Raw genomic sequence first — 21,797 nt, forward strand, 5'->3', positions numbered from 1 at the left:
AAGCTGTGTATAACAGTGATAGGGAGATCGAGTGAAGTATGGTTTATTTAAAATCAATCAATGCAGTCGGATTCAAATCGTTTGCGCAGCAAACTGAAGTCCACTTTGACCAAGGTGTGACCGCAATTGTAGGTCCGAACGGCAGCGGTAAAAGTAACGTAACAGATGCCATCAAATGGGTCTTAGGTGAACAATCTGCGAAATCTTTACGCGGTTCGAAAATGGAAGATATTATCTTTTCCGGCGCAGAACATCGCAAAGCACAAAACTATGCGGAAGTTCGATTAAAATTAGATAATCATGCACATCAATTAAACGTTGAAGAAGACGAAATCATCGTTACACGCAGGCTGTACCGCAGCGGCGAGAGTGCGTATTATTTAAATAACGAACGTGCCCGTTTAAGAGATATCACAGATCTCTTTTTAGATTCAGGACTAGGTAAAGAAGCATTCAGTATTATCTCACAGGGCCGTGTAGATGAAATCTTGAATGCGAAACCTGCTGACAGACGTCAAATTATTGAAGAATCTGCAGGTGTATTAAAGTATAAAAAACGTAAAGCAGCATCTGTTCAAAAGTTAGATCAAACAGAAGAAAACTTAAATCGTGTTGAAGATATTTTGTATGATTTAGAAGGTCGTGTAGAACCTTTAAGAGAAGAAGCAGCGATTGCGAAAGAGTATCAACATTTATCTAAAGAAATGAAGAAAAGCGATGTATTGGTGACGGTTCATGATATTAATGAGTATAACGAAGCTATCAGTAAAGCAGATGAACGCTTAAATATCTTAAAGAGCCAACAAGCGCAAAAAGAAGCAGACCAAAATCGCTATTCTCGCACACTAGCGAATTATAAAGCGGAATTAAATCAACAAAACGATGAAATTGAACGCTTGAATTATCAGTTAGTCCAAGCAACAGAAGCAGCAGAAAAATTATCAGGTCAGCTGAATGTATTAGAAGAACGTAAGCGTAACCAATCACAAACGAATGCACGTTATGAAGAAGAACAAGAAGCATTGAAAGCACAGCATGCGCAACTGATTGAAGATCAACAACAAGCTAAAGCAGATAAACAAACACTGACTGAAAAACAACAAAGTTTAGCTGCAGAAGTGAAAAAGCTTGAAGACCAATTATATGTATCAGATGCAGATCATGAAGAGCAACTTGAAGAGATTAAAAATAGTTATTATGATTTAATGTCTGAACAATCAGAGGTTAATAACGATATCCGCTTCCTCCAACGCACTATCGAAGAAAACGAAGCCAAACAAAATCGTTTAGATAGTCGTTTATTAGATGCGTTCAACCAATTAAAATCAATTCAGTCTGAAATTAATCAAATCACAGCCCAACAAAAAGAAAAACAACAACAATTAGCTTCCTTAGAGCAACAACAAAAAGACAATGAAGCACAACTGACTGAAACGAAAAATAAACAAAACGAATACGAAGAAAAGTTATACCAAGCGTATCGTTATACAGATAAATTGAAAGCTAAAATAGAAAGTTTAACCAGTCGTGAAGAAGACTATACGTATTTCTTCAATGGTGTAAAACATGTCTTGAAAGCGAAAAACAATCCATTGAACGGTATCCATGGCGCAGTAGCAGAAGTGATTGATGTACCCTCAGAATTAACTACAGCTATTGAAACAGCATTAGGTGCTTCTATGCAGCATATTATTGTGGATACTGAAAAAGATGGACGCCAAGCGATTGCTTATTTAAAACAAAACCGTTTAGGCAGAGCAACATTCCTACCGTTAAATGTCATTCAACCAAGACGTTTACAAGCCGATATTATGAACACTGCCCAACAAGCAACAGGTTTTGTCGGGGTGGCTGCGGATTTAATCGGTGTAGATAACACCTATAGTGCGATTATTTATAATTTGATCGGCAATACCATTATTGTTGATGATTTAAAACACGCAAATGAATTAGCACAAGCGATTCGTTATCGTACACGTATTGTGACATTAGAAGGCGATATCGTGAATCCAGGCGGTTCTATGACTGGTGGCGGTCAACGTCAGACGAAAAGCATTTTAGCACAACGTGATGAATTGACGCAGTTGCTTGAACAGTTGAAACAATTTGAACAGCAGACAACTCAATTTGAAAAAGAAGTTCAAGCAGTCAAAGATGAAGCGAATCAATTGAGTGAAACATATTTAAAAATCAGTCAGCAATATAACGAAGCTAAACAAGCGGTACATAATATCGAACTAGAATTAGACCGTTTGAAGAAAAGTGAAGCACATATTAAGAGTGAACATGAAGAGTTTGAATTTGAGAAAAATGATGGCTATCAAAGTGAAAAGAGCCGCGAAACTTTAGAAGCGAAACAACAACAAAAAGAACAACTTGCGAAAAAGTTAGCTGATTTAGAACAACAAATCGAAAGTTTGACGCAATTATCTAAAGAAGGTAAAGAAAGTACTGCACAATTACAGCAACAATTGCATCAAAAGCAATCAGATTTAGCTGTGTTGAAAGAACGTAGTAAAACACAACGTCAACAACTTGAACGTATTGATAATCAAATCAAACAAAATCAACTTCAACAAGAAAAATTAGCAGAAGATATTGAGCTGTTTAATTCTGATGAAGTGACAGGACAAAAAGCTTTTGAAACGATTCAAAAAGATATTGAAATCAAACAACAAGAAAAAGCAGATTTAAATGAACGCTTAGACGTATTAAAAGGTAAACGTCAAGAAACGAACGCTTCAATAGAAGAATTTGATGACAAACTTCAAGAAACACATCGCGATATCCTATCAATTGAAAACAGCTATCAAGATATCAAAGCAGAGCAATCCAAATTAGATGTGTTGATTTCACATAGTATGGATCACTTAAATGATGATTATCATTTAACGTTTGAAGCGGCAAAAGACCTCTATGAACAAGATGAACCGATTGACGCTTTAAGACAGAAAGTGAAATTGACTAAAATGTCGATTGAAGAATTAGGTCCAGTTAATCTCAATGCGATTGAACAGTTTGAAGAAGTGTATGAACGCTTTACTTTCTTAGATGAACAACGTACTGATTTAAGAGAAGCGAAAGCGACATTAGAACAAATCATTCGTGAAATGGACCAAGCGGTAATGGATCGATTCAAAACAACATTCCATGCGGTTCAAGGACATTTCTCAGAAGTGTTTAAATCGTTATTCGGCGGCGGCCAAGCTGAACTGAAATTAACAGATGATGACTATTTAACTGCAGGTGTTGAAATTATCGTACAACCACCAGGTAAGAAGCTGCAGCATTTGTCATTACTTAGTGGCGGAGAGCGTGCATTAAGTGCAATTGCTTTATTATTTGCGTTATTGAAAGTACGCTCAGCACCATTTGTTATACTAGATGAAGTAGAAGCAGCTTTAGATGAGGCGAATGTAATTCGTTATGCGAATTACTTAAGACAATTATCTGAGAAGACACAGTTTATTGTGATTACACACCGTAAAGGAACAATGGAAGCGGCTGATAGACTATATGGTATTACGATGCAAGAATCTGGTGTATCTAAACTGGTAAGTGTGAATTTAAATACGATAGATGAAGTGTTGAAGGAGGAAGAAAAATGAGCTTTTTTAAACGACTAAAAGATAAGTTTGCGGGCAAACCAACGGAAGAAGAAAAAGAGCTTCAAGACTTAGACCAGACGGAATCGTCAGAAGAAGACAAGAAACCAGCTGAAAAAGAAGAAAAATCAACGTTACCTGAAGCAAAACCTAAAGAAGAACCGAAAGATGATTTCGATTTTGATGACGGTTTAATTTCTATTGAAGAATTTGAAGAAATTGAATCACAAAAATTAGGTGCGAAATTCAGACAAGGTTTAGAGAAATCACGTGAAAACTTCCAAGAGCAATTAAATAACTTGATTGCACGTTATCGCACTGTGGATGAAGATTTCTTCGAAGCCTTAGAAGAAATGTTGATTACTGCTGACGTAGGTTTCAACACAGTGATGGAATTAGTTGATGAACTACGTACAGAAGCACAACGACGTAACATTAAAGAAACAGAAGACTTAAAAGAAGTTATTGTTGAAAAAATTGTAGAAATTTATCAACAAGAAGACGATAATTCTGAAGTGATGAACTTAGAAGATGGCCGTTTGAATGTCATCTTAATGGTCGGTGTCAATGGTGTAGGTAAAACGACTACTATCGGTAAATTGGCACACCGTTATAAAGCAGAAGGCAAGAAAGTCATGCTTGCAGCAGGTGATACATTCAGAGCCGGTGCAATCAACCAATTAAAAGTATGGGGCGAACGTGTCGGAGTAGATGTTATCAGCCAAAGCGAAGGTTCAGACCCAGCAGCTGTGATGTATGATGCGATTAATGCGGCTAAACACCAAGGTGTCGATATTTTAATCTGTGATACTGCAGGACGTTTACAAAACAAAGCGAACTTGATGAATGAGTTAGAAAAAATGAAACGTGTCATCGGACGTGCGGTTCCAGATGCGCCACATGAAGTATTGCTTTGCCTTGATGCGACAACTGGACAAAACGCGTTATCACAAGCACGTAACTTCAAAGATGTAACGAATGTCACAGGTATTGTATTAACAAAACTTGACGGTACTGCTAAAGGTGGTATTGTATTAGCCATCCGTAATGAACTGCATATTCCAGTTAAATATGTTGGTTTAGGTGAGCAATTAGATGACTTACAACCATTCGATCCTGAAAGTTACGTTTACGGCTTATTTGCGGACATGATTGAACAAACAGTTGAAGAACATCAAGAAGAAGCAGCAGAAACAACAGAAAACGACGGTGACACACCTGATGAGCAAAAATGATTTAGTTAAAACATTGCGTATGAATTACTTGTTTGATTTTTATCAATCTTTATTGACGAAAAAACAACGTAATTATTTGGAATTATTTTATCTTGAAGATTACTCTTTGAGCGAAATCGCAGATACTTTTGATGTGAGTCGCCAAGCAGTATATGATAACATAAGAAGAACTGGTGATTTAGTAGAAGATTATGAAGCGAAATTAGCGCTTTATTCAAAATTTGAACAACGTCGTGAAATTTATACTCAAATGAAAGCATCTATTGAAGATCCGGATGCCTTGAAACAATATATTGAGAAACTAGAAGAATTAGAATAAGGAGGTCACTTGGATGGCATTTGAAGGATTATCCGATCGTTTACAAGCGACCATGCAGAAGATCCGAGGAAAAGGGAAAGTGACTGAAGCGGATATTAAAGCAATGATGCGTGAAGTGCGTCTTGCATTGCTTGAAGCCGATGTTAACTTCAAAGTGGTAAAATCATTTATCAAAACTGTCTCTGAACGTGCTTTAGGTTCAGATGTCATGCAATCTTTAACACCTGGCCAACAGGTTATCAAAATCGTTAAAGATGAATTAACACAATTAATGGGCGGCGAAAATGCGACGGTTAATATGGCAAATAAACCGCCGACAGTTGTGATGATGGTTGGTCTGCAAGGTGCAGGTAAAACGACAACTGCAGGTAAATTAGCATTATTAATGCGTAAAAAATACAATAAGAAACCATTGTTGGTTGCAGCCGATATCTATCGTCCAGCAGCGATTGACCAACTTCAAACAGTCGGTAAACAATTAGACATTCCAGTCTATAGTGAAGGCGACCAAGTCCAACCGCAACAAATCGTTGACAATGCATTAAAACATGCTAAAGAAGAACATTTAGACTTTGTGATTATCGATACAGCAGGTCGTCTGCATATTGATGAAAAACTGATGAACGAATTAGCTGAAGTTAAAGAATTGTCTAAACCAAATGAAATTATGTTGGTTGTAGACGCGATGACTGGTCAAGATGCAGTCAACGTTGCGCAATCATTTGATGATCAATTAGGTGTAACAGGTGTTACTTTAACAAAACTTGATGGTGACACTCGAGGCGGTGCAGCTTTATCTATCCGTTCTGTTACGCAAAAACCGATTAAATTTATTGGTGTCAGTGAGAAACTTGACGGTTTAGAATTGTTCCACCCAGAACGTATGGCGTCACGTATCTTAGGTATGGGTGATGTGTTAAGTTTAATCGAGAAAGCTCAACAAGATGTAGATGAATCTAAAGCAAAAGATTTAGAGAAGAAAATGCGTACTGCTTCATTTACATTAGATGATTTCTTAGAACAATTAGACCAAGTTAAAAATCTTGGACCATTAGATGAAATCATGAAAATGATTCCAGGTATGGGCAAAATGAAAGGTATGGATAAGTTAAATATGAGCGATAAACAAATCGATCATATCAAAGCAATTATCCAATCTATGACTTTAGCTGAACGTGAAAGACCAGAAATCTTAAACGTATCTCGTAAGAAACGTATCGCAAAAGGATCAGGTCGTTCACTTCAAGAAGTTAACCGTTTGATGAAACAATTCAATGACATGAAGAAAATGATGAAACAATTTACTGGCGGAGGCAAAGGTAAAAAAGGCAAACGCAGTCAAATTGAAAATATGATGAAAGGCATGAACTTGCCGTTCTAATCGAAAAAGGTGTTGTGAGCAGCGACTTACAACACCTTTTACTGTGTATTAGAGATAAAAAATAAAATTGGTAAAGAGAAACCTCTTTACAAACTTTCTGATACCTGTTATTATTATTTCTTGTAGAAAAGAAAACAAAGACTCAAAGGAGAGAATTATACATGGCAGTTAAAATTCGTTTAACACGTTTAGGCTCAAAAAGAAATCCATTCTACCGTATCGTAGCAGCAGATGCTCGTGCGCCACGTGATGGTCGTATCATCGAACAAATCGGAACTTATGATCCGGTTACTAAAGATGCGTCACAAACAGTTAAAATCGACGAAGAGTTAGCACTTAAGTGGTTAGCTAACGGTGCGAAACCAACTGATACAGTTCACAATATCTTATCTAAAGAAGGTATTTTGAAAAAATTCGACGACCAACGTCAATCTAAGTAATTTAAGCTATAAGTTGCTTTAATCTCATAACCCTGAGACAATACACTTGTCTTAGGGTTATTGTTAAGTATTGGAGCTTTTTTCACGAGACCAAATATTGGAGGCAATGTGCATGAAAGTAGAAGTCGGTAAAATTGTAAATACACATGGGATAAAAGGTGAGGTACGTGTGAAATCTAACTCAGATTTTACAGACACACGCTTTCAACCTGGTGAAGTTTTGACATTGAATCACAAAGGCGAAGAAATTGCGTTAACAGTTGCTTCTTATCGTATGCACAAAGGGTTCCATATGTTGACATTTGAAGGTATCAACAACATTAATGATGTGGAACACTTTAAAGGTGATATTCTGACACAAGAGCGTGATCATGAAGCAATTGAACTTGATGAACATGAGTTTTACTATTCCGACATTATCGGCTGCACAGTTTTTGATGGTGAAACACCGATTGGTCGTGTGAAAGAAATTTTTGAAACAGGTGCCAATGATGTATGGGTCGTTCAAGGTGATAAAGAGTACTTGATTCCCTATATCGCAGATGTTGTCCAAGAAGTAGATGTCTCTGGGCGCCGTATTCAAATTACGCCATTGGAAGGAATGTTCGACGAGTGAAAATTGATTATTTAACGCTGTTTCCAGAAATGTTTGATGGCGTATTAAATCATTCTATTTTAAAGCGTGCACAAGAGAAAGAGATTCTAACAGTGAACACCGTCAATTTCAGAGATTATGCGGTTAATAAACATAATCAAGTTGATGATTATCCATTCGGCGGCGGTCAAGGTATGGTATTGAAACCAGAACCTGTCTTTAATGCGATGAAAGACCTTGAGACGACAGAAAATACACGTGTGATATTAATGTGCCCACAAGGCAAACCCTTCTCACAAGCAGTGGCAGAAGAATTGAGCCAAGCAGAACACTTAGTGTTTATTTGTGGTCATTATGAAGGCTATGATGAACGTATCAGAGAACATTTAGTGACTGATGAAATCTCAATTGGAGATTATGTATTAACAGGTGGAGAATTGCCTGCGATGAGCATGACAGATGCGATTGTACGCTTGATTCCAGGTGTACTCGGCAATCAACAGTCACATCAAGATGACTCATTCTCTGATGGTTTATTAGAGTTTCCGCAATACACACGTCCAAGAGAATTTGAAGGTATGAAAGTACCAGACGTCTTATTATCAGGTAATCACGCAAACATTGATGCATGGCGACATGAACAAAAATTAATTAGAACATTAGTCAAAAGACCCGATTTACTAACAAAGTATCCATTAACATCAGAAGATGAAAAAATACTTGAAAACTACAAAAACCAATTGAAAACCAAATAGCAGTGTGCTAATATTATTTAAGTGTGCTAAGCACGAAAAATCACTATGATCCGCTGCTATTTTGTTGTCGAGGCAAGAACATAGTTTGAAGGAGAGAATAATAAAATGAGTAATCACAAATTAATCGAAGCAGTTACTAAATCACAATTACGCACAGACTTACCAAACTTCCGTGCCGGTGACACTGTACGTGTACACGTACGTATCGTCGAAGGTACTCGTGAACGTATCCAAGTCTTCGAAGGTGTCGTAATCAAACGTCGCGGTGGCGGAGTTTCAGAAACTTTCACAGTTCGTAAAATTTCATCTGGTGTAGGTGTGGAACGTACATTCCCATTACACACACCAAAAATTGAAAAAATCGAAGTAACTCGTCGCGGTAAAGTTAGACGTGCTAAACTTTACTACTTACGTAACTTACGTGGTAAAGCTGCTAGAATTAAAGAAATTCGCTAATTTTAGACAGATAGACATACGAGTAGACAAGGCTGTTCCTAATCATGGAACAGTCTTTTTTTATGTAAATTGTCGTATGAAAATTCTGAAAAATTAGGTATAATGAAAGCATTCTATAAAACGAAAATCATTATTTTTACAAGTACAACAAGAAAATCATCATAGAAGGAGTAGAAGTAAATGAAAAAGAAGGTTTTAGTAACGATTGCGATATTGTTATTCTTTGCGGTTGTCGCATTCAGTATTGTCAGGAATGAATACACAGATCGTGTTAATCCGTTTCTAACTACAGAAAAATCATATGCGAAGGTTGAAAAAGGAACACAATACTATGAAAATGTTCAAGCTTACTCAAAAGATGGAGAACGTGTGCCTTATAAGCTGACATTCAATGGTTTTGATCCTCAAAAAGAGAATGTTGTGATTATCCATAAAGGCAAGTATGTGAAAGAAATCCATTATCTAGATACATTGCCTAAAGATGTAAAAGAATAAGAACGATAAAAGAATCGCCATTTTAATAGAGAAGGCGATTCTTTTATTTATATAGTTTAGATAGATTTGTCACTATTCCAATCATCTGCACTTGGCTTTTGATGTGTGTGATATTGATGAATGATTTCATTGTATTCTCGTTGGTTATGTCCTCTGTATGCCCATAGTCTCACTTTAGAATAAACAATTTTGACATGTTTTAAAACATGTTTCGTTTTTACATTGTTATACAATCCTTGTGCTTTCCACATTTGTACAGCATCCTTCAAGTCATCTTCTTTTGGCACCATTTTGATATTAGGAAGAATGACATCTTCGAAAATAGCGATTTCAACCATATATATAGGAATATCAAAGGATTCTCCTTGAAGGTTGATACTACTTCTTAGAAATAGCAGACTGTCTTCGAATTTCTTATTTTCTATCCAGTCCTCTGAAGTAGCAGCTTTAAACAATGCCATAAGTGTTGAAGGTAAATAGTAAGGGACAGTTTCATATAATGCATTTAGGGTTTGGTAAGCTTCTTTTAACGTCGTATGTGTAAGATAATTATCGCTGATAGCAACCATGTGACTTTTATAATCTGTGCTTATCTTATCTTTTATAGATGCGCTGGTTTCATGTGCTTCAAAGTATGAATTATAAAGTTTGACCACTATTTTAATAGGGATAAAACCGTATAAGTTTACAAGTGCTTCAAAGAATTTGATTTTAGTTTCAGTGTTCAAATCAGTAAGAATATTTGCCTGGATTTTATTATACATCAAAGCTGGTAGAACCTTTTTGGCTTCCCCGACTGATAATCGATTATGGCACAAATCTTTTAATAACGCTTGTTGAAGGTCTTCATCTAAGGCTTGATCTGTAAAATCTTCAATCGACTGTTTAAGTATTTCTTCAGGCTGCAGACCACGTAAACTAAAATAACATTTTAAATGTTCAAATAAGTCACAAGGTAAATAAATCATACTGAGTTCAATGTCGCTAAACAAAATAAAGACAGCAATATTTTCACCAGGGAGTTCTGCACCTACAAAACTGTTTCTATCCTCATAAACCATATACGCAAAAAGTATACGTAAAGGTGGCACGATTTGAATTAATTTTTCAAATAGGCCATAATCTCTCATCACTTTTTTGGTGATTAAGGTACACTTTTCAGAATCAGTCAGTTGATCATAATTTTTAATATTAGCCATCACACATATAAAGTCTAAATTTTTTGTGCTATAACGATCAGCTAAACATGTTTCAAAGTCCATGGTTTCATATAATCTGCGCTTTTCTTCTATTAAAGCTAAAGTTTCGATTTTTGTATGAACCCAATCTTCAAGCAACGGTAAGGAGGAATATTTTTCATTTAAACAACAGTGGTTATAATCATTTAAAAATTCAGGTGAGAGGTAGTAGCGGTCTTTAGCAATAGCGATGATATAGTGTGTCGCTTTCAAATGAGTGAGTTGATAATAGTCTGTTCTAGAAAGTGTGATTATCGTAAGTGTGGAATTTAAAACAGACTCAAGTAATGCTTTTTCAGAAGCATTTAGAAGGTGATCAAAATGATTCATTAATGTCTGATAGGAAATAGAGTTGCTTTGAAGTGCTTTAGTAGAAAGTGAAGTGTTAAATTTTGGAAGTATGTGACTCAGATATTTGTGATTGGTGCTTTGGTAGTTACGCTCTTTCATGTTGTGTTATCAAACCTTTCTAGGCGAATGTTAATGGAGTAGAGATATAAAAATAGTATAAGTAAGAAGATAATAGGCTGTATATGCATAATCACAGACAGTAAAAAAAGCGTAAGTCATTGGTAAAAATAGTGTTGAGGATTAAAAAAACAGTGCGTATCCAAAATATAGAAGGATACACACTGTTTGTTTTATTGTTTCGTTTTGTTTCGTCTGAGTAAATAACGGCACCAGACCACGCTCAACACTAAACCGATTCCTGTAATGATGATTAATGGTTTTAATAATGGTGGTTCATATTTTAAATAAATATCTGTTTGACCTTTCTTAGTTGGAATTACTGTCATAATGCCATTACCTTGTTTAACTTCATGCTTCTTACCATCGATTAACGCATACATTCCATTTCTATAGGCAGTAGGTAAGACAATATAACCATGTGCTGATTTTGGTTTTTGAATGTGTAAGTTACGGTTATTCTTAGTAACTTTGACAGGCGTTAAAGTATCTTTAGTACGATTTAAAGTACTGTAATCTTCACCATAAATACCTTTAAGCTGTAGACGGTATTTACCTTTTGGTAGTTGTAACTTCAGTTCTGGTGAAGCTTTAATACGCATAGTCACAGGGCTGACGAATCGTCGGTATTTGTAGTCTAAGCGATTACGTTTTTGTTTATATTCATTGATTTTTACGTAGTGTTCTGAAGCTGGTGCGATACGTTCAACATCCATTTCTACATACATATCTTGATACTTATTCGCAACGGATTCAGGCAGCTGCATGGTTAAACCACCATTGTTTTTTTGAACTTGAATATGTTTTTGATCTATTTGTTTTGCATCGCGTAATGTTGTCTTTGCTTTTTGTAGTAAGTTAGGGTTCGTTTTAAATGTTGAATTACCTTTTTTATCATCCCAAACAACGCCTTCTAACATGGCTTGTTCACGATCTAACGGTGATTTTAATTGGTCCATATTAAATGTTTTGTTGGTAATATGTGCACTTGGATAATCAATTTGATTTTTTGAATGAACAAAGATTCTATCATCATGTTTGATTTTATCTTTTAGTTCGAAACCGTATGGTATGTTTTTATCTGATTCCATTTTGAAGCGGTCTGTGACATCCCATAAAGCCATTAAGTTAGCTCGGTTATTAAATAAACGATAGGTACTGTTTTTATCAATCGGCATATTAATCTGCATCACATTATCATAATAATTAAGAATTTCACCATCAAAGATGCTTGAATAAAGCGAGATGCCGTTGTAGTTGTAAATGAATGGTGAGTTTAAACCATAAACACTCATATAATCAATACGCATTAAATCATCTTGATTTTCTTTTTGAATGGCTTTGATTTTTTTATTTAGCGGGTGACTGAAGTAATCATAATTTGTGACTTGTTTTACTTCTGCTTCATACTCAGACAAGATATTTTCTTTATATTCTTTTAACTGCCAGAATTGTTGGACTAAAATTAATGCGACTAACATAAGCTTCATCCAATGCTTCATCTGACCATTATAGATAATTAATATCAATGCCAATACTGCAATGATGAGAGCTGTGCTGATCCACCAATGCCATTCGCCTTCAGCATAACGTGATGAAATGATTAAGACTAAAACGGCTGGAATTGTTGCGGCAATTAAAGAAATGATAGACATTTCCGCTAAATATTGAATCATCAAAGCAACCAATATTGCGGCACTCATTGCCAGCATATAGACCCATCTGCGTTGTGGAATAGAAAAGCCGTTAAAGAAACTATCAAATGGGTTGGTAAATGAACCTAATAAGAAAATCCATGTCATAATCGCAAATAAACGATAGAAATAATGTTTGTATAGTTTAAATTGCAGTAGGGCAATCAAAACTAAAATCGACAATAAAATATGAAAACCTGATATAAATGTTTGTTTATCTGTGTTCAATAAATCTACAAAGAATGGATACTCTAATAATGGATTTTGTTTACGATCATTATGCAAGAATGAGCTGACACCTGTGTAAAATCCAAAACTAGCGACCATTAAACTTAATAGTATAGTTACCACTGTAATATAAATCTTCTGTATGCGGTTTAAGATATCCTCTTTATAAACTGCGACAGTTCTATAAATTAAATAAGCACCGATAATAATAGCTTCATAGTAACTGAAATAAAAGTTCGACATCAGTGTTAAGCCTAAACCGATAATCAATAAAGCGGCTTTACGTTCTCTAAATAACTTTTCTACACCTAATATTGTCAACGGTAAGTAAATCAATACATCACCATAAAATGACCAAGTGAAGTTGAAATACATCATGACATTAGAAGCGGTGTATAAAATTGTAGCGATCAGTGCGGTATAACGTTTTAATTTAAAATAGCGCATCATATAGTAAGCAGCAATAAATGTCAAAATAGCTTTGACAATCGCAAAGAATAATTGGTTTCCTGGCCAAAATTCAATACTGCTTGGATTCATATGTAAGAGATGTTCGCCTAACCACACAAATAAAAAGTTTAAGTAGGTAAGTGGAGAGGTTGAATAATAATAAGCTAAATCTGCGATATAATCTCCGCCTAAACCGAAAGAAATATCGTAGAAACTTGAAAAGTGTGTGACGTGTTCATATAAGTATTTTTGAAATGGCATCATTTGTCTGAAACCATCGCCTGCACCACTGAATACAATTTGATGTTTCGTATAAGCGCGGATTGCAGGATAGAAAATAATCAGCATTATTAATGTGCCGATACCAGCAATTTTTAAAAAACGCACTAGGTTATGTTTTAGGGTGAATTTCATTTTTTGTCTCTCCTGAAATTAAAATGCATATGTAGAATTAGGTAATATACTACATATACCCTTTTTAATTTTAGCAGTAACGCGATTATAAAGGGAAATAAATCAACTAATATTAAAATTTTGTAAAGTATCATATTAACTTAATATGAATAATGTCTAACATATAGGGAATATAACTACCGGTAACAATTATATGGGAGTACTATCAATAACAAATCAATTTGGAGGTCTTAATCATATGGTTGAAGTAAGAAATGAATCAGGCATCACTCAAGTTGCGGAGAATGTGGACAGAGTTGCCGCATTAGAATTTTCATTCGTAGATGATTTATTAGCTTTAGATATTAAACCAGCTGCGATTGCTGATGATGGGAATAAAGAGAATTTATTTGAAGCAGTCAGAACACAGATTGGTGAATATGTTTCTTTAGGAGATAGAAACAATCCTGATTTAGATGCTTTAAGAGAAGCGGAACCACAATTAATTATTGCTGACGGTGAACGTCATCACAAAATCTATAGAGATTTAGAAAAAATTGCACCGACAATTTTACTTGAAAGCTTTGATGGCGATTATAAACAAAACTTAGAGTCATTCGAGTTAATCGGTAAAGCTGTATCAAAAGAACAAAAAGCGAAAACACGTGTCGCTGTGCATGAACAAAAGATCAAACAAATCGAAGAGGGTATTACTTTAGATAAAAGTTTAGGCACATTGGCTGCAGTAGTGACAGATAATCATATTGTAGGACATGATGCGAACAGTTATGTTGGTCAATTCTTAAAACGTCTTGGCTTCAAAATGGCAATCACTCAAGCGGACTCAAAAACGTATCCAGAATATAAAGATGGGCCATATCTAAAATTAACGGATGAACAATTAAAAACATTAAATCCAGAACGTTTAATTTTAATGGTTGATGATGAAAATGCAGATGCATTAGAAGAATTACGTCAATCAGAAGTTTATAATTCAATCAATGCGAAGAAAAACGGACGTATTCATTTCGTAAACCGTGAATTATGGGCAAAATCACGTGGTTTAGTAGCGTCTGAACACATTGCAGAAGACTTAGCGAAATTCGAAGAATAAGTCTAAGTGAGATTAATACAAGTACCGAAAACATCTACCTTTTTCGGTGCTTGTATTTTTTTATGCCATATTATAGAGAATATAGGGTATTAAACACTAATCAAGTTTAATTGAAATGACGGGAGTGGCGTATATGGAATACGAAGTAAAGCATTTAAATGAATTAAAGGTTATTGGTTATTTGAGTAAATATGCGACGATGCAAGACGCGCAACAAAATTTACCGAAAGCATGGCAAAAATTTCATGAATCAGGTGAAGAACAAACTTTATCTGAATTAAGCAACCACCAATTAGAAGGATACTTAGGAGTGATTATACCTACAGAAGCAGGGATGAATTACTTAATTGCGGTAACTTCTGATAATCAATTTGGATCAGGCTTGCATCCTTATGCTCTACCTCAAGGCGATTATCTGGTTGTAAATGCTAAAGGACCTGTACCAGAATCAATCCAGCAAGTATGTCAAAAAGTGTTTAACCCTGAGTTCTTAGCAAGCGAAGGTTATCACATGGCTGAAGGACCAGCTTTTGAATTCTATCCACATGGAGATGTGACTTCATCAGATTATGAAGCACAAGTGTATGTGCCGGTGGTAAAGAAAGAAGAAAATAAATAATAAAATATACAAAAACACAGACACGTTAATCATCTATACATGTCTGTGTTTTTGTATTTATATCACTTGGATTCCGGATTGTTCAAACTCTTCTTGTTGTTCATTGGTAATCTCATCATCTGTAATTAATTGGTTAAAGTCCTCTAACTCCCCAATTTTAGCAGTAACTACACGGTTAATTTTACTGCTGTCTGCGGTTAAGTATTTTTGTTGTGAAATATTCATTAAGCGTCTTCTAGTCTCAACTTCCTCGATACTATAATCTGTCACACCATAGGGTACAGATAATCCACTACAACAAAAGAATCCTTTATTAATATTTAGATGTTCAAAATTGAAAAGAAAATCAAACTGAGTCAATGATTGTTCTGAACTTCTAACTTTCCCACCTATTGAAATCAATGTGTGATTATACTGCATACATTGGATTAAAACTGGAATCGAGTTAGTAACAATTGTTAAATGGCGTTTAGTTTCTAAGCCTTTTGCGATTTGTAGAGTAGTCGAACCACTATCTAAATAGATACAATCCCCGTCATCAATCAACTTTAAAGCTTTTTCAGCGATTAACTTTTTCTTAGTTAAATTACGATCTAAACGACGCTCAATCGCAGACTCTCCATTCGATTCTTTATTAAGTCTGATGCCTCCGTATTCTTTCTGTACTAATTCTAGTTTGACCAATTGTTGAATATCTCTTCGCAAAGTTTCCATAGAAATATTGAGTTCCTTATGTAATGTTTTTAGTTCTAAAAACTCTTGTTCTTCTAGTTTTTCAATGATTTTACTTCTTCTCTCAGTTGGCAACATTAGGCTCACTCCTTGAAAATTGTTAGTTTTATCATACCTTAAATTCAATAGGAGTAAACAGAGTTAGTAAAGAATTAGTCATAAGTTAATCAATACTTACACATTTTTAACACTGACTTAATATGCATCTCTTATACTTTGAGTAGATTAAAGCGGAGGTGCAAAAATGCTTAGTTTAAAAAACGTATCAAAAACATACGGAAAAGATGAAGTTTTAAAAGATATTAATTTAGATATAGAAGACGGTGAGATTGTAGCTTTACTTGGACCAAGTGGTTGTGGAAAAACAACGCTATTAAACATGATTTTAGGTTTAACAGAAGTAACAAAAGGTTCAATTCATTATAATGAGTCGCCAATTCATCATTTGCCAATGAAAAAAAGAGGTTTCAATATTGTGTTTCAAGATTATTGTCTATTTCCCCACTTGAATGCGCGAGACAATGTTTTTTATGGTCTTAAAAATATAAAAAAAGATCCTAACACCAAAGAAATCACAGATCTAATTGAATTATTAGAACTTAGACCACATCTTGATAAGAAAGTTCATGAGTTGTCTGGCGGTCAAAAGCAACGTGTTTCAATAGCACGTACCATAGTGATGCAACCTAAAGTTTTATTAATGGATGAACCGCTGAGTGCTTTAGATGGAATGATTAAAGAAAGAATCAAGAATATGATTGTAAGAGTCGCTAAATCAATGTCACTTACAACTATTATGGTGACACATGACCCAGAAGAAGCATTAACAATGGCAGATAAAATCGTAGTGATTCAAAATGGCAGCATTGCCCAGTTTGGAACACCTGAAGAAATTATTCATCAACCGAAATCAACTTTTGTTAAACAGTTTATCTTAAATCAATTAGAAATTAAACGTCAACATATTTATCAATTGTTTGGTGAGCAACATGGTGCATAAGTTATGGAGTCAACGTATCATTCAAATTCTATTATTTGCTTTTTTTGTAATCTTTTTGATTATTCCAATCCTATTTTTACTGGGTCGTTCAATTATTGCTGAGGGTCAACTCAGCAGCATTTATTTTAAAGAGGTATTGTCAAATCCTGAAGTTACAACAGCATTAATGCGAAGTTTGAAATTATCTTTGATTTCAGCTTTCACGACAGCAATCTTAGCGTTTTTAATAGCGTATGCACTTCAATTAACAGCTATAGCTAAATGGATAAAACGCTACACGCACAGTATGGTCATCTTACCTATGTTGGTACCTACAATTACTTATGGTTTCTTATTAATGTATTTGTTTGGTAATGAAGGATTGATTGCGAGATTAGTTGGACAACCTTTGTTTACGGTTTATGGCGAGAAGGGCATGTTAATTGGTTACGTGATTTATACGTTGCCAGCGGCATTTATCATTATTAATAATGCGTTTAATTATGTAGATCACCGCTTCTTCTATGTGTCGGAATTATTACATGATAAAGGACCACGAGCTTTCTACCATACAACTTTCAGACCTTTAATGATTCCGATAGGTAATGCGTTTATACTGTCCTTTATTTTAAGCTTTACTGATTTCGGTATTCCCGCTTCCATCGGTGCAGATGATACAGTTATCTCAATTTTACTGTATCAAACCATATTAGGTTCTATACCGAAGTTTGCACAAGGTGCAGTACTTGCATTCTTAATGTTAATACCAGCTATCTTAGGTTTTGTATTTTTATCAGTACTAGAAAGATGGAATGTAGAACATCGATCTGCACAACAATTTGAATTAAATAAAAAACCGCTTCGTGACATTTCTATTGGTGTGCTTGTCTTTGTGATTAGTAGTATGATTCTCTTAATTTTTTTAGTCATGTTTATTGTGCCGTTCACTGAGAATTATCCGTACAATAACAAGTTCACATTAAAGCATATCCTAAATTTATTGAATGATGAAATTTTAGTGCGTGTTTATCTACAATCTATATTTGTAGCTGTAACTACTGCGGTTTTTGGAACAATTATTGCATTCTTCAGCGCCATGATTAGTGTTCGTACTAAGTTAAAAGGACGACGTATGATTAATGTCATTGCAATGTTGACGAATACAGTGCCGGGCATGATTTTAGGTCTTGCATATTTATTGTTCTTTCAAGGGACTACTATCAAAAATACGTTCTTGATTGTAATCATCAGTATTGTTGTTCATTATTTCACCACGCCATATTTGATGGCAAAAGGTGCAATGGACAAACTGGATAAATCTTGGGATGTTACTAGTTCATTATTAAGAGATAGTTGGTTTGACACGATATTCAAAATCATTTTACCTAATATGAAATCAACCATTATAGAGATGCTGAATTATTACTTTATTAATGCAATGGTGACGATCAGCGGTGTTATTTTCTTAGTTTCAACTTCAACACAAATTGTATCTACACAAATTAATCAACTTCAGCATTTCAACAGATTTACAGATATCTTCATTTTGTCGATATTGATTTTATTAACAAATGTGGTGGTACGTATTTTCAGTCATTTTTGGCTGCAATTTGATCAAAGGAGGAACTTGCGATGAAATTTAAGATAATCATGACTGCCATATTTTGTGCTGTATTGCTTTATTTTTCTTATGTTGGATTTGGCGCAAGTTCAAACAAAATTATAATTCAAACGAATGCAGATGAAGAAGCCATCGCCGCAATGAAAAAAGCACTTGATACTCACGGATATCGCGGAGAGTATTTGATTCAACCACAATCCACTTCTGAATTGGGCGGGAAAATCATGGCTGAAGGGAAGCATCTTGATGCAGATATTGTAACTCTAGCAAGCTATTACTTAGAAAGTGCACAACAAGAACATGATATGTTTGTACCTTTATCAAATCGTATGTCGAAGAATGAGATTAAGCCATATCCTAATTATATGGCACCTATACTCGGAAATATGGGATCGCTATTTGTGAATACAGAAGCATTTAAAGAGAAAAATTTGCCTGTACCTCATTCAATTAAAGATCTGACAAAACCCCAATATAAAAATGAAATATCATTTCCTAATATCATGGACTCCTCAACAGGATGGTTGCTCATACAAGGTGTCTTAAATGAATATGGTGAACAAGAAGGACAAAAAATATTGAAACAACTGATTATTAATGCAGGCCCACATCTTGAAAGTTCAGGTTCGGGACCTTTGAAAAAAGTACAATCAGGAGAAGCCTCAATAGGTGCTGGTTTAAGAAACCAAGCCATTGATGCTGAACAAGAAGGACAGCCCATTAAACATATAGACCCGACAGAGGGTAATTTTGCATTAACAGAAGCAGCTGCAGTAGTTAAAAAAGGTGGTAAACGTCAGCAAAAAGCAGAAAAAATGGTTGAAGTCATTCAAAAATATGGCCGACAAGATTTATTGAAAGAATATCCAGTCCCGTTATATAAAGGGGAGTCTGTTGATTCTGAAATGAAACCAAGTAGACCTGAATCGTGGCCAAAATCACTAACTGTAGATTTATTAGATAAACATCAAACTATTTTTAAAGAAGCGAAAAAAGAAGCAGATATTGAAAAAAATAAATAAAAGGAGTGGGTAAGGGTGACAAAGCAATATAAATTATTAACGCCTGGTCCATTGACTACAACACAAACGGTAAAAGAACAGATGCTGGAAGATCGATGTACTTGGGACGATGCATATAAAAATTTAACACAAACTATACGTCAAAACTTATTGGAGATTGCAGAAGCAAATCCTGAAACCTATACGACAGTGCTACAACAAGGCAGTGGTAGTTTTGTTGTTGAAAGTGTCCTACAAACAGCATTAAGTGAGAAAGATCATGTGCTAATTATTAGTAATGGGGCTTACGGTAATCGTATGATTGAAATGGCGCAACGTATCAATAAACGTGTTACAGCTGTAAAAGTAGATTTTGAAAACATACCAGATTTTCAACAAGTCGAAGCGGTGGTGCAGGACAATCCATCAATCACACATATTGCAATGGTCCATTGTGAAACGACAACAGGGATATTGAATCCACTCTTACCTTTTACAGAAATTGCGGAGAAATATAATTTGATTACGATTGTAGATGCGATGAGTAGTTTTGGTGGCATACCGATACATGTAGAAGAATTAAATATAGATTATTTAATCAGCAGTGCGAATAAGTGTATTCAAGGTGTGCCTGGGTTTGGTTTTGTCATTGCAAAACAGGCTACACTTAATAATACAAAAGGGAATGCACAGAGTTTAGCCTTAGACTTATATGATCAATGGCAGACAATGGAACAAGATAAAGGAAAATGGCGCTATACCTCACCTACACACGTTGTCGCAGCATTTCATCAGGCATTAATAGAACTTGATAAAGAAGGTGGGGTCGAGGCAAGATATAATAGATATCGTGAACTAAATGAATATCTAAGAAAGCATTTATCTGAAATTGGATTCGAACCTTATATCGAGGATGCAAATCAATCACCTATCATCACAACATTTTTATACCCGTATGAAACGTTTGACTTTAATGATTTTTATCAAAAGATGAAAGAGGTTGGATTTATACTCTATCCAGGGAAGTTGATGGATACACCGTCTTTCAGAATTGGGAACATTGGTGATTTAGAAATAGAAGATTTATACAATTTAATCGGAAATATCCGCAAGTATCTTTTAGAGGAGGCTGAATAACATGATAAACAAAATAGAAGGTGTTATTTTTGACTGGGCAGGCACAATGGTAGATTTTGGGTGTTTTGCACCGGTACATGTTTTTGTAGATATTTTTAAAGATGCAGGTATTGAAGTTACAATTGAAGAAGCTAGAGAACCAATGGGCATGTTAAAACGCGATCATATTCAAGCGATGTTAGAAATGCCGAGAATACAAAAGCTATGGGAAGAAACATATCAACGAAAAGCAACAGAGGAAGATATTGACAATTTATACGCTAAATTTGAAACGCAATTAATGGAGACGCTCGAAAACTTTACTACGCCTATTCAAGGTGCAGTAGACACAGCGAATTGGTTAAAAGCAAAAGGTATTAAAGTGGGGTCAACCACAGGTTACACATCAGAAATGATGGAAGTCGTTAAGAAACACGCAGCTCTTCAAGGGTATGAACCTGATTTTATTGCGACAGCTGATTTAGTTGGAGGTTATGGTCGCCCATATCCTTATATGATTTTCAAAAACATGGAACAACTTGTACTACAGAATGTGAAACATGTATTAAAAGTAGGAGATACAGTTTCTGATATTCAAGAAGGTGTCAATGCAGGAGTGATTACTGTTGGTGTGATTAAAGGCAGTTCTCTTGCAGGTTATAATGAAGAAGATTGGCGCCATTTATCGATTGATGAACGCACAGAAATTGGTAAAAAAGTAAAAGAAAAATTCGAAGCAAATGGTGCAGATCATGTAATATACAGTATTGAAGAATTACCAGGATTAATCGAAGAAATAAATGTATAAGATGAAACAGAAACTCAAGCACTTAATCAGTTGTTTGGGTTTCTTTTTTCATTTT

General features: G+C 35.0%; 19 protein-coding genes. 16 read left to right on the forward strand and 3 right to left on the reverse strand.

The window, feature by feature from the left end; genetic code table 11:
* The first annotated feature begins 38 nt into the window (after window positions 1-38).
* From smc to HMPREF3270_RS00615, 9 genes are all read left to right on the forward strand, one after another.
* Complete coding sequence (smc, locus tag HMPREF3270_RS00575) at window positions 39-3,608, forward strand: chromosome segregation protein SMC (protein WP_070847663.1); 3,570 nt, start codon at window positions 39-41, stop codon at window positions 3,606-3,608.
* A complete protein-coding gene (gene ftsY, locus HMPREF3270_RS00580; RefSeq protein ID WP_002480670.1) occupies window positions 3,605-4,840 on the forward strand; it encodes a signal recognition particle-docking protein FtsY in 1,236 nt (411 codons plus the stop codon). The genes smc and ftsY overlap by 4 nt, the downstream gene beginning before the upstream one ends.
* Window positions 4,827-5,159 carry a putative DNA-binding protein gene (locus HMPREF3270_RS00585; RefSeq protein WP_002480671.1) on the forward strand — a complete coding sequence of 111 codons (333 nt, stop codon included), beginning with the start codon at window positions 4,827-4,829 and terminating at the stop codon, window positions 5,157-5,159. Before ftsY ends, HMPREF3270_RS00585 begins: the two co-directional genes overlap by 14 nt.
* Before the next feature lie 13 nt (window positions 5,160-5,172).
* Window positions 5,173-6,540, forward strand: coding sequence for a signal recognition particle protein (ffh, locus tag HMPREF3270_RS00590; RefSeq protein WP_002480672.1), 1,368 nt, complete (start codon window positions 5,173-5,175; stop codon window positions 6,538-6,540).
* 161 nt (window positions 6,541-6,701) lie between these two features.
* Window positions 6,702-6,980 (forward strand): 30S ribosomal protein S16, encoded by a 279-nt coding sequence (gene rpsP, locus HMPREF3270_RS00595; protein ID WP_002480673.1) that lies wholly within the window; start codon window positions 6,702-6,704, stop codon window positions 6,978-6,980.
* A gap of 112 nt (window positions 6,981-7,092) precedes the next feature.
* The gene (gene rimM / locus HMPREF3270_RS00600) at window positions 7,093-7,596 is read left to right on the forward strand and encodes a ribosome maturation factor RimM (protein WP_002480674.1); all 504 of its coding nucleotides are present in this window, start codon (window positions 7,093-7,095) and stop codon (window positions 7,594-7,596) included.
* Window positions 7,593-8,330, forward strand: coding sequence for a tRNA (guanosine(37)-N1)-methyltransferase TrmD (gene trmD, locus HMPREF3270_RS00605; RefSeq protein WP_070847660.1), 738 nt, complete (start codon window positions 7,593-7,595; stop codon window positions 8,328-8,330). The genes rimM and trmD overlap by 4 nt, the downstream gene beginning before the upstream one ends.
* Window positions 8,331-8,435: 105 nt before the next feature.
* A complete protein-coding gene (gene rplS / locus HMPREF3270_RS00610) occupies window positions 8,436-8,786 on the forward strand; it encodes a 50S ribosomal protein L19 (protein ID WP_002480676.1) in 351 nt (116 codons plus the stop codon).
* Window positions 8,787-8,966: 180 nt separating this feature from the next.
* On the forward strand, window positions 8,967-9,281 hold the full coding sequence (locus HMPREF3270_RS00615; RefSeq protein ID WP_060803498.1) for a YxeA family protein: 315 nt from the start codon (window positions 8,967-8,969) through the stop codon (window positions 9,279-9,281).
* 56 nt (window positions 9,282-9,337) lie between these two features.
* On the opposite strand, the gene HMPREF3270_RS00620 is transcribed toward HMPREF3270_RS00615, so the two are convergent.
* Both HMPREF3270_RS00620 and HMPREF3270_RS00625 read right to left on the reverse strand, forming a co-directional pair.
* A complete protein-coding gene (locus HMPREF3270_RS00620) occupies window positions 9,338-10,969 on the reverse strand; it encodes a hypothetical protein (protein ID WP_141763111.1) in 1,632 nt (543 codons plus the stop codon).
* Window positions 10,970-11,160: 191 nt separating this feature from the next.
* Window positions 11,161-13,773 carry a YfhO family protein gene (locus HMPREF3270_RS00625; RefSeq protein WP_070847654.1) on the reverse strand — a complete coding sequence of 871 codons (2,613 nt, stop codon included), beginning with the start codon at window positions 13,771-13,773 and terminating at the stop codon, window positions 11,161-11,163.
* Window positions 13,774-14,011: 238 nt separating this feature from the next.
* On the opposite strand from HMPREF3270_RS00625, the gene HMPREF3270_RS00630 reads away from it, so the two are divergent.
* Both HMPREF3270_RS00630 and HMPREF3270_RS00635 read left to right on the forward strand, forming a co-directional pair.
* Complete coding sequence (locus tag HMPREF3270_RS00630) at window positions 14,012-14,866, forward strand: ABC transporter substrate-binding protein (RefSeq protein WP_002480680.1); 855 nt, start codon at window positions 14,012-14,014, stop codon at window positions 14,864-14,866.
* A 133-nt stretch (window positions 14,867-14,999) separates the two neighbouring features.
* Complete coding sequence (locus tag HMPREF3270_RS00635; protein ID WP_070867142.1) at window positions 15,000-15,485, forward strand: GyrI-like domain-containing protein; 486 nt, start codon at window positions 15,000-15,002, stop codon at window positions 15,483-15,485.
* Window positions 15,486-15,542: 57 nt separating this feature from the next.
* On the opposite strand, the gene HMPREF3270_RS00640 is transcribed toward HMPREF3270_RS00635, so the two are convergent.
* Window positions 15,543-16,295 (reverse strand): DeoR/GlpR family DNA-binding transcription regulator, encoded by a 753-nt coding sequence (locus HMPREF3270_RS00640; RefSeq protein ID WP_070847646.1) that lies wholly within the window; start codon window positions 16,293-16,295, stop codon window positions 15,543-15,545.
* Between the two features lie 166 nt (window positions 16,296-16,461).
* Between HMPREF3270_RS00640 and HMPREF3270_RS00645 the strand changes: the two genes are divergently transcribed.
* The 5 genes from HMPREF3270_RS00645 to phnX all read left to right on the forward strand — a co-directional run bounded on the left by HMPREF3270_RS00645 (window position 16,462) and on the right by phnX (window position 21,742).
* Entirely contained in the window at window positions 16,462-17,217 is a 756-nt protein-coding gene (locus HMPREF3270_RS00645) for an ABC transporter ATP-binding protein (protein ID WP_070847644.1), read from the forward strand.
* A gap of 136 nt (window positions 17,218-17,353) precedes the next feature.
* Window positions 17,354-18,832 (forward strand): ABC transporter permease subunit, encoded by a 1,479-nt coding sequence (locus HMPREF3270_RS00650; protein WP_256324315.1) that lies wholly within the window; start codon window positions 17,354-17,356, stop codon window positions 18,830-18,832.
* Window positions 18,829-19,839 (forward strand): extracellular solute-binding protein, encoded by a 1,011-nt coding sequence (locus HMPREF3270_RS00655; RefSeq protein WP_070847639.1) that lies wholly within the window; start codon window positions 18,829-18,831, stop codon window positions 19,837-19,839. The genes HMPREF3270_RS00650 and HMPREF3270_RS00655 overlap by 4 nt, the downstream gene beginning before the upstream one ends.
* Before the next feature lie 15 nt (window positions 19,840-19,854).
* Window positions 19,855-20,955 carry a 2-aminoethylphosphonate--pyruvate transaminase gene (gene phnW, locus HMPREF3270_RS00660; protein WP_070847637.1) on the forward strand — a complete coding sequence of 367 codons (1,101 nt, stop codon included), beginning with the start codon at window positions 19,855-19,857 and terminating at the stop codon, window positions 20,953-20,955.
* A gap of 1 nt (window position 20,956) precedes the next feature.
* Window positions 20,957-21,742: a phosphonoacetaldehyde hydrolase gene (gene phnX, locus HMPREF3270_RS00665; protein ID WP_023015705.1), complete on the forward strand. Its 786-nt coding sequence runs from the start codon at window positions 20,957-20,959 to the stop codon at window positions 21,740-21,742.
* Window positions 21,743-21,797: the final 55 nt, after the last annotated feature.

Origin of the sequence: Staphylococcus sp. HMSC65H10 (assembly GCF_001839185.1) — a bacterium.
Taxonomy (GTDB): domain Bacteria; phylum Bacillota; class Bacilli; order Staphylococcales; family Staphylococcaceae; genus Staphylococcus; species Staphylococcus simulans.

Bases quoted from the DNA above. Each gene is read 5' to 3' on its own strand.
- rplS (WP_002480676.1), top strand. From the start codon at position 8,436: ATGAGTAATCACAAATTAATCGAAGCAGTTACTAAATCACAATTACGC.
- HMPREF3270_RS00645 (WP_070847644.1), top strand. From the start codon at position 16,462: ATGCTTAGTTTAAAAAACGTATCAAAAACATACGGAAAAGATGAAGTT.
- smc (WP_070847663.1), top strand. From the start codon at position 39: ATGGTTTATTTAAAATCAATCAATGCAGTCGGATTCAAATCGTTTGCG.
- HMPREF3270_RS00625 (WP_070847654.1), bottom strand. From the start codon at position 13,773: ATGAAATTCACCCTAAAACATAACCTAGTGCGTTTTTTAAAAATTGCT.
- rpsP (WP_002480673.1), top strand. From the start codon at position 6,702: ATGGCAGTTAAAATTCGTTTAACACGTTTAGGCTCAAAAAGAAATCCA.
- phnX (WP_023015705.1), top strand. From the start codon at position 20,957: ATGATAAACAAAATAGAAGGTGTTATTTTTGACTGGGCAGGCACAATG.
- ftsY (WP_002480670.1), top strand. From the start codon at position 3,605: ATGAGCTTTTTTAAACGACTAAAAGATAAGTTTGCGGGCAAACCAACG.
- rimM (WP_002480674.1), top strand. From the start codon at position 7,093: ATGAAAGTAGAAGTCGGTAAAATTGTAAATACACATGGGATAAAAGGT.
- HMPREF3270_RS00630 (WP_002480680.1), top strand. From the start codon at position 14,012: ATGGTTGAAGTAAGAAATGAATCAGGCATCACTCAAGTTGCGGAGAAT.
- HMPREF3270_RS00615 (WP_060803498.1), top strand. From the start codon at position 8,967: ATGAAAAAGAAGGTTTTAGTAACGATTGCGATATTGTTATTCTTTGCG.
- HMPREF3270_RS00620 (WP_141763111.1), bottom strand. From the start codon at position 10,969: ATGAAAGAGCGTAACTACCAAAGCACCAATCACAAATATCTGAGTCAC.
- HMPREF3270_RS00635 (WP_070867142.1), top strand. From the start codon at position 15,000: ATGGAATACGAAGTAAAGCATTTAAATGAATTAAAGGTTATTGGTTAT.
- ffh (WP_002480672.1), top strand. From the start codon at position 5,173: ATGGCATTTGAAGGATTATCCGATCGTTTACAAGCGACCATGCAGAAG.
- HMPREF3270_RS00655 (WP_070847639.1), top strand. From the start codon at position 18,829: ATGAAATTTAAGATAATCATGACTGCCATATTTTGTGCTGTATTGCTT.
- HMPREF3270_RS00585 (WP_002480671.1), top strand. From the start codon at position 4,827: ATGAGCAAAAATGATTTAGTTAAAACATTGCGTATGAATTACTTGTTT.
- HMPREF3270_RS00640 (WP_070847646.1), bottom strand. From the start codon at position 16,295: ATGTTGCCAACTGAGAGAAGAAGTAAAATCATTGAAAAACTAGAAGAA.